Annotated in this window: 17 protein-coding genes and 1 tRNA gene; 9 read left to right on the top strand and 9 right to left on the bottom strand. The window is 61.0% G+C overall.

Annotated elements, in window-relative coordinates; genetic code table 11:
• The 3 genes from DP106_RS12090 to DP106_RS12080 form a co-directional block, all read left to right on the top strand.
• Positions 1–419, top strand: a 419-nt coding sequence (locus DP106_RS12090; RefSeq protein WP_240625418.1) for an FGGY-family carbohydrate kinase, incomplete at its 5' end; no start/stop codon positions are given.
• A gap of 74 nt (positions 420–493) precedes the next feature.
• On the top strand, positions 494–769 hold the full coding sequence (locus tag DP106_RS12085) for a ubiquitin-like small modifier protein 1 (RefSeq protein WP_120085630.1): 276 nt from the start codon (positions 494–496) through the stop codon (positions 767–769).
• Between the two features lie 59 nt (positions 770–828).
• Positions 829–1,359 carry a DUF5817 domain-containing protein gene (locus DP106_RS12080; protein WP_120085628.1) on the top strand — a complete coding sequence of 177 codons (531 nt, stop codon included), beginning with the start codon at positions 829–831 and terminating at the stop codon, positions 1,357–1,359.
• Between the two features lie 21 nt (positions 1,360–1,380).
• On the opposite strand, the gene hmgA is transcribed toward DP106_RS12080, so the two are convergent.
• A complete protein-coding gene (gene hmgA / locus DP106_RS12075) occupies positions 1,381–2,607 on the bottom strand; it encodes a hydroxymethylglutaryl-CoA reductase (NADPH) (RefSeq protein ID WP_120085626.1) in 1,227 nt (408 codons plus the stop codon).
• Positions 2,608–2,682: 75 nt separating this feature from the next.
• Positions 2,683–3,657 carry an alpha/beta hydrolase gene (locus DP106_RS12070; protein ID WP_120085624.1) on the bottom strand — a complete coding sequence of 325 codons (975 nt, stop codon included), beginning with the start codon at positions 3,655–3,657 and terminating at the stop codon, positions 2,683–2,685.
• A gap of 207 nt (positions 3,658–3,864) precedes the next feature.
• On the opposite strand from DP106_RS12070, the gene DP106_RS12065 reads away from it, so the two are divergent.
• From DP106_RS12065 to DP106_RS12050, 4 genes are read left to right on the top strand one after another with little or no spacing between them, the layout of a single operon-like run.
• Positions 3,865–5,154 (top strand): glycosyltransferase, encoded by a 1,290-nt coding sequence (locus DP106_RS12065; RefSeq protein WP_120085622.1) that lies wholly within the window; start codon positions 3,865–3,867, stop codon positions 5,152–5,154.
• Between the two features lie 43 nt (positions 5,155–5,197).
• Positions 5,198–5,905, top strand: a complete 708-nt coding sequence (locus DP106_RS12060) for a DUF1405 domain-containing protein (RefSeq protein WP_120085620.1) — start codon at positions 5,198–5,200, stop codon at positions 5,903–5,905.
• A 48-nt stretch (positions 5,906–5,953) separates the two neighbouring features.
• A complete protein-coding gene (locus DP106_RS12055) occupies positions 5,954–7,003 on the top strand; it encodes an NAD(P)/FAD-dependent oxidoreductase (protein WP_120085618.1) in 1,050 nt (349 codons plus the stop codon).
• A gap of 50 nt (positions 7,004–7,053) precedes the next feature.
• The gene (locus DP106_RS12050) at positions 7,054–7,857 is read left to right on the top strand and encodes a CehA/McbA family metallohydrolase (RefSeq protein WP_120085616.1); all 804 of its coding nucleotides are present in this window, start codon (positions 7,054–7,056) and stop codon (positions 7,855–7,857) included.
• Positions 7,858–7,866: 9 nt separating this feature from the next.
• Here the strand turns inward: DP106_RS12050 and DP106_RS12045 are convergent, their stop codons facing one another.
• The 3 genes from DP106_RS12045 to DP106_RS12035 form a co-directional block, all read right to left on the bottom strand.
• Positions 7,867–8,241, bottom strand: coding sequence for a response regulator (locus DP106_RS12045; RefSeq protein ID WP_120085614.1), 375 nt, complete (start codon positions 8,239–8,241; stop codon positions 7,867–7,869).
• Between the two features lie 78 nt (positions 8,242–8,319).
• Positions 8,320–8,799 carry a hypothetical protein gene (locus DP106_RS12040; protein WP_120085612.1) on the bottom strand — a complete coding sequence of 160 codons (480 nt, stop codon included), beginning with the start codon at positions 8,797–8,799 and terminating at the stop codon, positions 8,320–8,322.
• A gap of 450 nt (positions 8,800–9,249) precedes the next feature.
• Positions 9,250–9,322: transfer RNA gene (locus DP106_RS12035), tRNA-His, on the bottom strand.
• 132 nt (positions 9,323–9,454) lie between these two features.
• Here DP106_RS12035 and DP106_RS12030 point away from each other — a divergent pair.
• Entirely contained in the window at positions 9,455–9,907 is a 453-nt protein-coding gene (locus tag DP106_RS12030) for a DUF5814 domain-containing protein (protein ID WP_120085610.1), read from the top strand.
• 1 nt (position 9,908) lies between these two features.
• On the opposite strand, the gene DP106_RS12025 is transcribed toward DP106_RS12030, so the two are convergent.
• From DP106_RS12025 to DP106_RS12015, 3 genes are all read right to left on the bottom strand, one after another.
• Positions 9,909–10,334 (bottom strand): ribbon-helix-helix protein, CopG family, encoded by a 426-nt coding sequence (locus DP106_RS12025; RefSeq protein ID WP_120085608.1) that lies wholly within the window; start codon positions 10,332–10,334, stop codon positions 9,909–9,911.
• A 126-nt stretch (positions 10,335–10,460) separates the two neighbouring features.
• Positions 10,461–11,153 carry an RPA family protein gene (locus DP106_RS12020; RefSeq protein WP_120085607.1) on the bottom strand — a complete coding sequence of 231 codons (693 nt, stop codon included), beginning with the start codon at positions 11,151–11,153 and terminating at the stop codon, positions 10,461–10,463.
• Position 11,154: 1 nt separating this feature from the next.
• Positions 11,155–12,084: a replication factor A gene (locus tag DP106_RS12015; RefSeq protein WP_120085638.1), complete on the bottom strand. Its 930-nt coding sequence runs from the start codon at positions 12,082–12,084 to the stop codon at positions 11,155–11,157.
• 212 nt (positions 12,085–12,296) lie between these two features.
• On the opposite strand from DP106_RS12015, the gene DP106_RS12010 reads away from it, so the two are divergent.
• On the top strand, positions 12,297–12,617 hold the full coding sequence (locus tag DP106_RS12010) for a DUF7091 family protein (RefSeq protein ID WP_120085605.1): 321 nt from the start codon (positions 12,297–12,299) through the stop codon (positions 12,615–12,617).
• Here the strand turns inward: DP106_RS12010 and DP106_RS12005 are convergent.
• Positions 12,614–13,126 carry a Tfx family DNA-binding protein gene (locus DP106_RS12005; protein WP_120085603.1) on the bottom strand — a complete coding sequence of 171 codons (513 nt, stop codon included), beginning with the start codon at positions 13,124–13,126 and terminating at the stop codon, positions 12,614–12,616. The genes DP106_RS12010 and DP106_RS12005 overlap by 4 nt on opposite strands.
• Positions 13,127–13,171: the final 45 nt, after the last annotated feature.

Here is a 13,171-nt window from a genome sequence, read left to right as displayed (position 1 = left end):
GCGGGACGATCGTCGGTATGACCCGAGGAACGCGCCGCGAACACATCGTTCGCGCGACGCTGGAATCGATCGCCTACCAGACCAAAGACGTCGCCGAGGCGATGGTCTCGGACGCCGACATCGACCTCTCAAGTCTACGTGTCGACGGTGGTGCGGTCAAAAACAACTTCCTCTGTCAGCTCCAATCCAACATTATCGGCACGGAAATCGTCCGGCCGGTCGTCGACGAGACGACCGCGCTTGGCGCGGCCTACGCCGCGGGACTGGCTGTTGGCTACTGGGATACGGTTGACGAACTACGGGACAACTGGCAGGTCGACCGACGCTTCCCTGTCGACGAGGACGCCGACATCGAGGTCAACTACGACCGCTGGAAAGACGCCGTCGAGCGATCCGAAGACTGGGCCCAAGACGAGTAAGTCGTTCCGAGCTTCGTTATTTTTTGTTGCAGCGTCGACGAAACGCTCATACAGCAGCGTGTCGACCGTCAGGTATGCGCTGGAAGCTGTTTGCGGATCTCGCCGAACGCGCCGGCGACGACGAGATCGATGTCTCTGTCGACGACAACGAGCCGACCGCCGGCGACGCGCTTGCGGCGTTGCTGGCCGACCATCCCGAGTTGGAAGAGCGGGTGTTCACAGCCGACGGCGATCTTGAATCCCATCTCAATCTGCTGCGGAACGGCGAGAACATCACCGATGCCGGCCTCGCCACGCCCGTCAGCGACGACGACGAGCTCGCGCTGTTTCCGCCTGTCAGCGGTGGGTAACCGAACGCTGCCGCAGCGCGACCCACACACTCAACACAGTACAGCACGACGACAGAGGTATGTACGCAGTCGTTGGCTGCAACAACTGCAGCATGCTGTGGCTGCTTACCGATCCCGACAGTGCGGACTCCGCGACGTGCCCGCGATGTGAGCGGACGCACCAAACCAGCAAGCTGAAACGGTTGTTCGAATCCGAGGATCGATCAGCAGCGAAGGAGGCCCGATCTGCGTTGTTGGCGAAAAAGCAGGGCGATTCGGAGACCTTTGCGGATGTTGCTCACGTCTCCGAGCTCGAACAGCGGGTCGAGAACGCCGGCATCGACGACCGAGAGTACCTAGAAGCGGCCGGACTTGACGCCGACAACATCGCCGCCGCAGGCGAGACAACACGCGAATCAGCAGGTTCCCATGACCAGATCGTCCGCGAAGCCGTCCGGGAGGCTGGTGGCGGCGACAAACCAACTGAAGATGAGATCGTCGCCTACGCTGCCGACCGTGGCGTTCCGAACAAAAAAACGAGCAACCTCCTCGAAAAGCTTTGTCGGGTTGGCGATGCCTCCGAAAGTCGCGGTCGGTATCGGCTGCTGTGAGCCGACAGCAGCGACCCGACCTCAGCGACCGAGCGATTCGTGGGCACTCGACAGATGTTGTGAGCCGAGTGCGGCAAGCAAGGAGAGCTCGCCGGCCAACGCCCCGACCGCGATCGCCTCCGCCAGCGCGTCAGCGTTGCTCCCGGCAGGGTCGCCGCCGCCGCCGACACTGAGGATGTCGAGGGCTTCTGACTGGGTGGGGAGCTTTGTCCCGCCGCCAACGGTGCCAACCTCAAGACTCGCAAGCGACACCGACATGTAGAGGTCACCAGCGTCGGTTTCCTCGGCGGTCGTAATCGCGTTTGCCCCCTCGACGACTTGGGCTTCGTCCTGTCCGGTGGCGAGGAACATCGCCGCGACCGGGTTGGCGACGTGGGCGTTAAATCCGAGCGCGCCGGCTTTCGCCGAGCCAAGCAGATTCTTTCGGGTGTTGATCTCGGCGATCGCCTCGGGCGTCGTCTCAAGCGTTTCGGCGACAACCTCGCTGGGGACGACGACATCCGCGGTCACCGAGCGGCCCCGTCCCTCAACGGCGTTGATCGCCGCAGGCTTCTTATCGGTACAGAGGTTCCCCGACAGCGCGACCAAGGAGGCGGCCGTCTCCGATTCGACGACCTCGCAGGCCGCTTTCGTGGCAATGGTGACCATGTTCATCCCCATCGCGTCCTTCGTGTCATACTGGAACCGCAGATAGACGTTGTTGCCGACGACATAGGGCGTCACGTCCTGTAGCTCGCCGTGGTTCGTCGTCTCCTCGGCGGCATCTCTCAGCGCAGCTTCGTTGTCCCGAACCCACTCGACAAGCGCGAGGGCTTCGGCCACGTCGGTGACGCTGAACACCGGCGCGCGGGTCATCCCGGCTTTCGTCACACGGGCGGTCGCACCGCCGGCTGTGTTGATGACCGAGCAGCCACGATTGACCGAGGCCAACAGCGCGCCCTCGGTGGTCGCCAGCGGGAGGTATCGCTCGTCATCTAACGCGGCTCCGTTGATATCGACCGGGCCGACAACGCCAAGCGGTACCTGCACGGTGCCGATCATGTTCTCGATGTTGGGTTCAGCGACCTCCGCTGGGAAGCCGTAGTCGCCGATCGCCTCACAGTTGGCGTCGCTTTCGGCTTCGACGACCTGCCGGCGGACGACGGCGGCGGTGTCGGAATCAGTGTGATCAGTCAGTTCATGAAGGCGGAGCTCGCCGGCCTCGACGCGCTCGACGAGGGCGGCCACGCGGTCGGCGTCTGCGGTCATAGGGAGGCCTGCGGGCGGCGGTTGCTAAGGGTTGTCGGTTGTCGCTGTCGACGGCAGCAGCCAGTCGTCGCGCGATCACCGCCGATGGTGAACTGTCGCCCGGAGAAAGGTGAGTTGGTGGCCGACAACCGTCTCGAAGTCAGCATCGAAGACGCTCATATGGTCGGCCGGGAGTTCGATATACGTCGACTTCGGGATGCGGCCGGCCGCGGCCTCGGGGCCCTCGGTGGGAACGATCTGATCGCGACTGCCCCCAATGATGAGTGTGGGACAGCGAATCTCTTCAACAGTCGTGATCGGTCGGTACGACGGCAGCGCGAGGAAGACACGGGCCGGCAGCCGGTTGACCCAGTCGGAATCGCGGTCGACGGCATCGAGGATCGCCCGTCTCGCGCCGGGAGCGGTGAGCACCGCGAACTCGCCGGGCTCGTCGACGAGTCGTACCTCATGGCCGCGGCCCACCTTCGAGCCGAGCGCGTCCCGCAAGCCAGCCAGCGTCGATCGCAGGAACCGTGTTGGCTGTCGCAGCGACCGACGAAGTTCCTGCCGGCCGTCAACGAAGGGCGCCGTTGCGATCACGCCGGCGACGCGGAAGTCGTCGGCAGCGACTGAAAGAACATGGCCACCTGAAAAGGAGTACCCCCAGAGAACGAGCCGGTTGCTGTCGACGGCGTCAGTGTCGATCATCGCCTCGATTGCGGCTTCGTAATCAGCGATCTGTTTCGCTGGCTCGGCGAGTTGCCGGGGCTCACCCTCGCTGTCACCGTGGTGTCGGAAGTCGAAAACGAAGGCAGCAAAGCCAGCGGCCGCGAACCGCTCGGCGACCGCCGGGAGGACAGACGATCGCCACATGCCGAGCCCGGGTGCCATCACAACGACCGGTGGCGTGTCGGTCTCGGCGGGTAGGTACAGCGTCCCGACACAATCCGTGTTGTCGCTATCGAACTCGATAGTACGGATCGAATACGCTTCCCGCGTCGGGCGGCAAAGCGACTGCTGGGCTCGTGCGTTCGGACGTCGACGACCACGGGAACGGACTGACTCGCTCATTGAGCCCCCAACTGCGGGAGTGCTGCGGATAGCATACATCTCATCTGTCGGCTAGGAACTAAACCATTGACCCTGATGTGCACCAGACCGATCGACAGTCTCGATTGTTGATGTCCCCCATGCTAGATGGTGGGTATCTGCCACGCTACGGGTCGTTTTCGGGAGCTTTTATTAGACAGCGATATAAAACGACGATACTACCCCGCTATGAAAGCCCGTCTCCGGCGTGCGTTTGAAACTGTCGGGTGGACTGGAACCGCCCTGTTGTTGGTGCTCTTTGGCCTCTATCAGGGGCTCCAACAACAGGTGCTCACTGTCAAGCTGCTGTGGCTCTCCTTAGAGATCGTCTGGCTTGATGCCATCTCGGCCAGCCTCGTTTTTACCGGCTTCCTTCTGTGTACCGGGCTGTTGCTGATCCATGAGGTCTCGACACCTGCGAGCAATGTGCCCGAACTCACCGACGGCCCAGAGCTGACGGCGATTATTCCGGTCTATCGGGACGCGAATGTCCTCCATCGAAGCGTCGACAGCTTGCGGGCGTCGACCTACGAGAATCTTGAGATCATCATCGCCTGCGAACCCGACGACGAATCGACGATCATGGCTGCCGAGTCCATGACCGACGATACCGTGTCGGTGATGATCAACGAGCATCCAGGCTCGAAGGCCGGAGCAATCCAAACAGTTGTCGAGCGATCCGAAAGCGACGTCTTCGCCGTCTTCGACGCCGACGAGGTTGTCGACGAGTCGTTCCTCGCCAGCGGCATGGGCGCAGTTCACATCGAGGGCCACGACGTGTTCCAAGGTCGTCGGATCCCCGAGCCAACCGGCTTCGTCGAAACGTTGGCTTACTGTGAGCGCGTGACATTCCATGCCAGCTACAAGCTGGTTGAGTTGACCGGGTTCCGCAACTGCCGGAGTTCGTCGACGGTCTTTACCCGAGCGGCGTACGAAACGGTCGGCGGCTACGACGACCTCTTGACCGAAGACCTCGCCTTCGCCCACAAATGTTATCGCCATGATCTGTCGGTGCGACAGGCCAGAAACTACACCAGCCTGATGGAGGCCCCACATACGCTCACGGATTTCTGGGGACAGCGCAAGCGATGGCGCATTGGACAGGTCGAAGTGCTGCATGCGACGTTGATGGGTCGGCTCACCGACGGGATCCAACACCGCCGCTGGATCTCGATGTCGCGGATGGTCACAAGCATCGGCGGCAGCATCTTCCTGTTGGTGTTGCTCTCGAAGCTCTCGGTGTTGGTGTTGTTCGACGCCACACTGTTTTATCTGCTCCCGATTTTCGCCACCGCGCTTATCGCCGCTGGCGTCGGCTGGGCGGACGCCAGAGCCGGTGACATCGACTCGGTCGCCTCGATTACGCTCATCGCACCGTTTGTCTACCCGGTGTTTGGCGTCCTCATGCTCAAATCGATTCTTGAGTACGCCGTCAGCTGGGACGGCACATGGTACCACGTTGAGAAGACCGGTGCCTGAGCAGCATCGGGTCACTTATTGAACTCGCCGGCCCACCGCCGGTATGCCCCGGCTGCTGCGTGATCGACAGTCACTGCCCGCTCGTGATGAGCTGCCGTGGTGGCTGTCGCCGGTGCCAACCACCATAGAGAATCTCGGCTTCCGGCTCGTCTGGCTCGTTGTCGCCATCAATCTCGTAGGCACCGCCTTTGGGTTCTGGTACTACCGCGCCCAATTTGCCGCGACGCCCACAGAAATGTGGCTCTTTGTCCCTGACAGCCCGATGGCAACGCTATTTATTGCGGGTGCGTTCGCGCTGTGGGCTGTTGGGCGAGCCAACGACACGCTGACGACGTTGGCCTTTTTTAGCAACATCAAACTCGGCTTGTGGACGCCGTGGGTGTTGGTTGTCTTCGCCGAGGAGTTCCTCGCGTTCACACCGCTCCCGCTGTATGCCTTCCTCCTCGTCAGCCATCTCGCCATGGTCGTCCAAGCGTTCGTCCTCCACCGAATAACCGACTTTCCGGTTCGGGCGGTCAGCCTCGCAGTACTGTGGTATACAGTTGATCTCACGGTTGACTACTTTATCCCCCTTGTCGGTGAGCCACACCATACAGCGATCCCGCTGGCCCGCGAGACACCGATCGCACTGGCGGCAACGGCGTTTCAACTGGCGGCGTGGGCTGCGGTCGTCCTCACCATACTACCGCTGTTGTGGGCGTTGGCAACGCGGGTTCGGACGCTGGAAGCGAACCGTTCGTTCGATCGCTGAAACGGCAGCCGGCGAGAGGTTTTACCGGCTGGCGCGCTATCGATCTGTATGTCCACAGACGACGAGAGTCGCCTCTGTATCGTGGGTGCCGGACTCGCCGCAGCGGGGATAGCCGACGCACTCAGCGACAGATCAGTGTCGGTCACGGTGCTCGAAAAGAGCCGCGGCGTCGGCGGCCGTGCCGCGACCCGTCGTCGAGACGGCTGTCGGTACGACCACGGCGCGAACTATATCAAAGACAGCGACGAGCGAACCCGTGAACTGCTGCAGTCGCTTGGGGCCGACGGGCTTGTCGACATCGACGCGCCGGTATGGCCCTTCGACGCCGAGGGAACGATCTCGAAGAGCCAGCGGCCAGAATCCCACAAATGGACGTGGGAGGCCGGGATCACCCAACTCGCAAAGCGGCTGTTTGACCGAACGGATGCTGACATCAGGAAAGAAACTCGCGTCGACACACTCGAAGAAGGCCAGTCAGGCTGGACGATCAGTGATACCGACGGAGCGACCCACGGCCCGTTTGACGCCGTCGTGTTGACACCGCCGGCCCCCCAGACGGCCGACCTCCTGCGGGCGACCGAACTCCTCGACGGCGACGACGACCTCGCGGCCGCTACCGACGCCGTTGATCAGGTGCCGTACCGAACGATCCGGTCGCTCATGCTTCACTACCCCTTCGAGATCGATCCCCCATACTACGCTCTGGTCAACGATGACCGCGGCCACGATATCGGCTGGCTGGCTCGGGAATCCTGCAAGCCCGGCCACATCCCGGCCGGCGAGGAGCTACTCGTCGTCCAGATGGCACCCGACTGGTCGACAGCAAACTATGATATGCCGCTCGACGACGCCGCAAGCGAGGCTGCTATGAAGGCCGCTCAGCTGCTCGATGACGACCGCCTCACGGAACCGGACTGGGTCGACGATCAGGGGTGGCGGTACGCGTTGCCGGATGCTGGCGTCGACAGTGACGCTGTCGAGCCGCTGGAAACACACGGCCTCTATCTCGCCGGCGACTGGGTTGTCGGCGAGGGGCGAGCCCATGAGGCCCTGTGGTGTGGTGTCGACGTTGGCGAGCGGCTGGCGGCGACAGTGTAATCGATCACCGAGTGCCGAGCTTTTTGTTCGTGTAGGGTGTTTTGAGTGGTATGTCAACCCTCCAGCTCGACTTTCACGTCCACTCGGAGGGCTCCTACGACGGCCACGAGCCGGTCGATCTCATTCTTGAACACGCCGCCGACATTGGTCTCGATGGCGTCGTTATCACCGACCACGACGTGATCTATGAATCCAAGCGTGCAGCCGAACTCGCGGCTGACTACGGGCTTATCGGGATCCCCGGCGTCGAAATCTCAACCGCCCACGGCCACCTGCTTGCGATCGGCATCGATGAGATGCCGCCACGCCGTGCGCCGTACGACGAAACAGTCACCTGGATCCGCGACCGCGGCGGCGTCGCCATCGTCCCCCATCCATTCCAGCGAACCCGCCACGGCGTCCGCAAGAGGAATATCCCCGATGTGGACGCGATCGAGACGTTCAACGCCTGGCTGTTCACCGGCTACAAGAACCAACGCGCTCGGCGGTACGCCGAGGCCTACGGCTACCCGACGGTCGCCGCCAGCGACGCCCACACGCTGCCGTACGTCGGGCGAGCCTACACCGAGATTACGATCCCGGAGATCGACCGCGAGGCGGTCGCACGCGAGGATGTGCTCACGGCGATCCGCAACGGCTCAACAGCAGTCCAGGGGCGACGGGCACCGGTGCCGATGGCGGCCAAACATTACGCGATCGGTGCAGCCAGAAAAAGCGGCTACTACGCGAAGGTTGGCACGCTACAGACGGCCTCCTATGCCAGATTTGGGACGCTCAAGAGCGGATCGCTCCTAAAAACAGGCGTGGAAAAGGGCCTCGCGGGGATGGAAAAACTGGTTGCAGCACTGCGATAACGAGGTGGATTAGCGGGTCACCGGAAAATCAAGCACGTCGTCGAACTCCTCGCGGAGGGCTTCGGTGTCAACCGGCTTTGTCACGTAGCCATCGGCACCGGCGCGGGCGGCTTCCCGCATCTTCTCGTTTTGTGAGACGCTTGTCACCATCACGATCGTCGTTTCCGGGGATCGGGATTTGATTCGGCGAAGGGATTCGATGCCGTTGAGCTCCGGCATCATGATGTCCATGGTGATGACATCCGGTCGCTTCGCTTCAAAGACCTCGATGGCCTCTGTGCCGTTTTTTGCCGTCCCGACGACATCAAACCAGTTCCCGATTGTATTCGAGACGATATTTCGTTGAAACGAGGAGTCATCGACGACGATCGCCCGCTGGGTCATAGCGGTACGTTACTGGGCGAGTATATAATGGTTGCTCATCATGTTTCGGTAGTGATAGTGGCGATTGCGGTGTCCATATCAGTCGTCTTGTGATCGCGGCTGAAACGAAAGTGTCGAGCCGTCCAGGTACCAGCCACGGAGAAATCGGCCGAGCACCCACAGTCCGGCGATAGCTGAGATCCCGTAGAGATATTGCAGTTCCCACGATTCTTGCAACAGCGCATGGTCGACAGCGACATTGTTAGGAGACGCCAGCGTTCCATGCACACCCACGGTCGTGTCAACCGATACATCAGCGACCGGCTCACCGGTTAGCGTGAATCGAACGGATTGTCCGCGGGGTTCGGTTTCGATGACGACAGGATCAGCTGCAACGACCGTCCCCCAGACTGTTACCGCGTCACCCGTAGGTACATCCTCATTGATCACGATAGCTTCTGGGCCGGGATATCGCCCGTCTGTCGCATGTGGCACAAGCGTGCCATGCCACACTGAGAGACCGGCCAACAGCCCAACGAGGAGTGCGACGGCGAGTAGTCGGCGACCACGAGGCGTCATTAGATCAGTATGCCGATAGCACGCTCAAAGCTATTGGGATCACAAATCAGAACAAGAAGATCCAGAGGCAAGTAATCGAACCGAAGCCAGACGTGCTCGCTGACGCTGCGCGCGACTGGCAGGGCTTGATCTCTTCAGATGGACTTGTAGCTCCTCGCGTAAGTTCTCGGAGCAAAAAGGTCCAGGGGCGAGAATCGAACCGAAGCCAGACGTGCTCGCTGACGCTGCGCGCGACTGGCAGGGTTCGATCTCTTCAGATGGACTTGTAGCTCCTCGCGTAAGTTCTCGGAGCAAAAAGGTCCAGGGGCGAGAATCGAACCTCAGTCGTTTCGCTCACTACGTTCGCTTCACTCCCTGCTTCGATTCTCTTTTCTTTGACCTTCTCCTCACAGTGTTCTATTCGCGGTGCTCCATGCGGAGCACACGCTCATAAGGTGAGGTTCGGAGAAGGTCCAGGGGCGAGAATCGAACCCGCGTCTCAGCCTCCACAAGGCTGAAGGATAGTCCACTACCCTACCCCGGACACGCATTCTATCGTATTCCGTTCGGGAAGATATACGTTACGACTCGGGGACTCCGCGGGAACACCTGCCATCCAACCACTGGCCGCCGAGCGCGACGCTTTTGTCGTCGCCGCCGCTATGAACGAATAGCTGTGGCCATCACGGACAAAATCTACGTTAAAAATCATCGCCAGCTCGCCTCGCAGTTGGACACCAGCTTCCCGAAAAGCGCGTTTGCGGGGGCAACGCTTGATATGCTGTTTACCGGCGATAGCCTCGCCAAACTCGACACTACGACTCGCGATCGCGTCCTCGATTTCTCGGAGGATTTCCTCGACTGTAGCTGTGAGTCTCACCCGTACTGTGGCTGTGCCGAACGGAAATTTATCGACTACCTGCTGGAGCTTCGCGCCCAAGGGTTCGGCCCTGACGCCATCGTCGATGTGATGGGCGACGACTACATGCTGTATGCGTACTCCGGGGATATCCTCTCATTTCTCGATCAATCAGTCCGCACACTGGAGGCTGCTGAGGCACTGGCCGACATTGAGGACACAGGCCGGAGCGAAGCGATTCGCACCGCAAAACGGGATCTGACAGGGTAACCTACCCGAGCCGGAAGGTCGGCTCGTCTTCTTCGCCCGTGTCGACCTCCGCATCGAGATCCTCCAGCCGGACGACCTCCTCTTCGTCTTCAGTTTGCTCATCAAGGCGGTCATGCAGATACGTTACGTACTGCTTGTGCTCTTCGAGCTGTTCGCGGAGGTGGTCGGCCTCAAGTTCGAGCCGTTCGTGTTCGCGGACGAAGCTCTTCGGCACCTCAACTTTCGGTGGGAACGCATCGCTGTCGTCAGCATCGTCGATGCGCGCCTCGGGAACGACCTCGACGTGGCCATCGTGGGCGACGAGAGTTTCGACGTACTCTCGGAACACAGCCGACAGGGAGATATCACGCTGTTCAGCGATCTCGCCCAGTTTCTCGAAGGAATCCTCGTTGACACGGAACGAGATGGTCTTGTTTTTGTTTCCCATGGTGTACGCTCGGTTGCTCACACATGACGGGTGCGAATACTTAATAATTCGTCAGACGCGGCGTGTCGACGCGGAACTCAGGCTAACACAAGCGCGAAACCGGATCGCTAACGGCGGCGAGTGCAACTACGGCTGTGGGCTCGGATCAGCCGTATCGACTGCGTCGCTTTCGATGTCATCGTCAGTTGAATCCGAACGATCACCGTCAGTGTCGGCAGCCACATCCGCACCGAGTTCATCCGTTGTTTCGAGGCTCTCCAGCCCCTCAACGACGGTCTCAGTGTAGTTCGAGCCAACATCGCCGTACTCCTCGCCTGCCATGCGGGCGTACTCGTTGCCAGCCGCATCGAAGGCGTCGATCCGGTCGAGTGTTCGGTCAGCGGTTTCGACGACCCACTGATCCCGCGTTGCGGCATCGACCTCGGTGATCGACTCGGGGCGCACAGAGACGTTGATCCCGCCCTCGTCGGTTTCGTAGGTGCGGGGTTTGCCGACGACCGCAACGTAGGCTGGCGGTTCAAGCTCTCGTAGCGCGGTTGCGGCATCGGGCTGATACTGACCGGCGTAGACAAAGAACGTCCCCGTCGGATCGACGATCCGGCCGCGCCAGTATTCGTTGTCCTCGCCGACATCCTCGGTTTCGGTGAGTGTGCCGACGACGAAAATCCGGTTGGCGCGCTCGCCGGTCGGCAACAGCAGGTACACCGGCGCGCGGTCGTCATCGCTTTCCTTGAATGTGTAGCTGGCGTCGTTGAACTCGGCGGCGAACACACGCTGTGCGACCTCGCGGCTGACGGATTCGGCGTCCGATTCGCTCATCTTAGATCGACCTCGCTTTGATTAGCACGCTCTCGGCATCGGCTGGCCCGTCGTGTTGGTCGAACTCGTTGGCCAGCACGTAGCGGCCGAGCGTCGGGCCCGTGACGGTGAAATACCGGCCGAGGATGTCGGCGCGCATCTCGTCGGCAACGACCGTCGTATCGAGGGCATCTTTTGCAAGCTGTTTGGCTTCGTCCAGTTCGATTCCGGTCAGTGCCTCGGTTGCCTCGCGGTTGAAGATCACGTCCTGCACCTCATGGCCATCATCGAGGACAGCCTTGATACGGAGATCGAACTCGCCGTCGACCTCGCCGTGTTCGGCACACCGTCCGTTCTGGAGGACGCGCGTACAGTCGTCCTCGGGGCACCGTTTGACCAAGCCGCTACCAGATTGGACATCGACCAACGCACCCTCGACGGTGTCGCTGTTGTCGCCAACCTCGACCGCCTCGTCGATCTCGGTGATCGTCGTCGTGCGGTTGAGTTTAACCGAGTAGGTACCCTCGTACTCGTCGGTGACGACATTCGAGAGCTCGTAGCATTTGCCTTCCGTCAGTTTCTCCAGTTCGGAGGTTTTGAACGCGACGAACTTGATCGTCCCCGATTCGTCGCCCAGCAAACCAACTTGGGAGATGGAGTCACTACGGGGATCCCAAAGGTCGACCAGTTTGACGCGGAGGTCGACCCACTGCTCGTCTTGGTTGATCTCGTTGACCAGCACTTGGTCGCTGCCGCCCTGGCTGATCTCCTCGCGTTCGATGCCGGCCGCTTCGAGGTAGCTGTTTCTGACACTCCGGGTGGCCTCATCAAGGGGGACTTGGTACTCCTCAACGAGCTGTTGGAGCTTGGATTCGACCTCGTCTTCGGTGACATCGACGTGGTCTGAGAACTGTTCGGCGATCTCAGCTGCGTGTGTTCGCAGTTCGGTCATGGTGGTTGCCTCCGCGGTGTTTTCAATGGGAGACATATGTCGGTTGGTGTCGCATCGTATAAAAGATATCGGGAGCAGGCTGAAAGTGAAATCCGACAGCAAGCCGCGGGGTTGAACGATAGCACATCAGACATCTTCAGTGACACTACGGTAACGCAAGCCCGGAACGCCACCAGCAACGAGTCTATACCGACAGCCATCGATGGATAACTATGGACGACCGGCTTGAAACGTTCCTGCGGGAGCGACTCCGCGCAGCCGGCCGGAACGTCGAACGCACGCGTGCCGCTTTCAGCGAGGGCAAAGCCGAAACTGACGACGACGCGAGTACGGCGTTGCCAACCGACGATGCCGGCCGTGCGCAGCTCGTGTGCCGCCGCCATGGGGTGAAGCGCGCCGCCAAGGTCGACAACGAAGGCCGCCCTGCCTGTTTCGACGCCGAACACGTCGACTGCCGTGGCTGTGTTGAGGATATCGACGCCGGGCGGATCGAAACCTGGGACGCCAACGGAGACGAAAATACCGACAGCTAGTGCGTCGTCTGTCGAACCCGGATCGCACCTTCCGAGGTGACACTAACGAACAGTCTGGTTCTGACGTTCCGGCCTTTGATCGCCGTCGAAGCCTCATCGCTGATCAACTTCATCAGGTCGGGGGCGGTGTAGGTAACCTTCAGGTTCGCCTCGTCGGCCGCATCGAAGATCAGGTTCGGCACGTCATAGAGATCCGTCTCGGCAGGGATTTCGACGCGCACGGGTGCCGACAACGCTTCGGCAAACCCAACGGTCTCGGTCGCTTTCTGCACATTTTTGCGGGCACTGCTCTCGATGTTTGAGACGTTGGCCCGGGAGGTGCCGAGTCGGTCGGCGATATCCCGCTGGCGGAGGCCGTGTTCCCGGAGCGCAAGCACCTCGGCTTGCCGCTGGGTCAACACATTGGTCTCGGGATCGAACCCGATCCGGTCGAGGAGTGCGTCCACATCGAGTGACGCGCCGTCCTCATCCGGTGGCGTCGCGGTTGGCGTGCCATCGCTGTCAGTCATTGCTCAGCTATTGTCGGGGGATCGCAAAAAGCTACAGACTTTGCT

It is taken from the genome of Halonotius pteroides (assembly GCF_003605635.1).
GTDB lineage: Archaea > Halobacteriota > Halobacteria > Halobacteriales > Haloferacaceae > Halonotius > Halonotius pteroides.
The sequence above is the reverse complement of the archived record's forward strand: the minus strand, read 5'-3'. Positions and strand labels throughout refer to the sequence as shown.

Excerpts from the sequence above, each read along its gene's own strand:
- DP106_RS12060 (WP_120085620.1), top strand. The coding sequence starts at position 5,198 with ATGCCCCGGCTGCTGCGTGATCGACAGTCACTGCCCGCTCGTGATGAG.
- DP106_RS12045 (WP_120085614.1), bottom strand. The coding sequence starts at position 8,241 with ATGACCCAGCGGGCGATCGTCGTCGATGACTCCTCGTTTCAACGAAAT.
- DP106_RS12015 (WP_120085638.1), bottom strand. The coding sequence starts at position 12,084 with ATGACCGAACTGCGAACACACGCAGCTGAGATCGCCGAACAGTTCTCA.
- hmgA (WP_120085626.1), bottom strand. The coding sequence starts at position 2,607 with ATGACCGCAGACGCCGACCGCGTGGCCGCCCTCGTCGAGCGCGTCGAG.
- DP106_RS12010 (WP_120085605.1), top strand. The coding sequence starts at position 12,297 with ATGGACGACCGGCTTGAAACGTTCCTGCGGGAGCGACTCCGCGCAGCC.
- DP106_RS12055 (WP_120085618.1), top strand. The coding sequence starts at position 5,954 with ATGTCCACAGACGACGAGAGTCGCCTCTGTATCGTGGGTGCCGGACTC.
- DP106_RS12050 (WP_120085616.1), top strand. The coding sequence starts at position 7,054 with ATGTCAACCCTCCAGCTCGACTTTCACGTCCACTCGGAGGGCTCCTAC.
- DP106_RS12020 (WP_120085607.1), bottom strand. The coding sequence starts at position 11,153 with ATGAGCGAATCGGACGCCGAATCCGTCAGCCGCGAGGTCGCACAGCGT.
- DP106_RS12040 (WP_120085612.1), bottom strand. The coding sequence starts at position 8,799 with ATGACGCCTCGTGGTCGCCGACTACTCGCCGTCGCACTCCTCGTTGGG.
- DP106_RS12080 (WP_120085628.1), top strand. The coding sequence starts at position 829 with ATGTACGCAGTCGTTGGCTGCAACAACTGCAGCATGCTGTGGCTGCTT.
- DP106_RS12085 (WP_120085630.1), top strand. The coding sequence starts at position 494 with ATGCGCTGGAAGCTGTTTGCGGATCTCGCCGAACGCGCCGGCGACGAC.
- DP106_RS12025 (WP_120085608.1), bottom strand. The coding sequence starts at position 10,334 with ATGGGAAACAAAAACAAGACCATCTCGTTCCGTGTCAACGAGGATTCC.
- DP106_RS12005 (WP_120085603.1), bottom strand. The coding sequence starts at position 13,126 with ATGACTGACAGCGATGGCACGCCAACCGCGACGCCACCGGATGAGGAC.
- DP106_RS12070 (WP_120085624.1), bottom strand. The coding sequence starts at position 3,657 with ATGAGCGAGTCAGTCCGTTCCCGTGGTCGTCGACGTCCGAACGCACGA.
- DP106_RS12065 (WP_120085622.1), top strand. The coding sequence starts at position 3,865 with ATGAAAGCCCGTCTCCGGCGTGCGTTTGAAACTGTCGGGTGGACTGGA.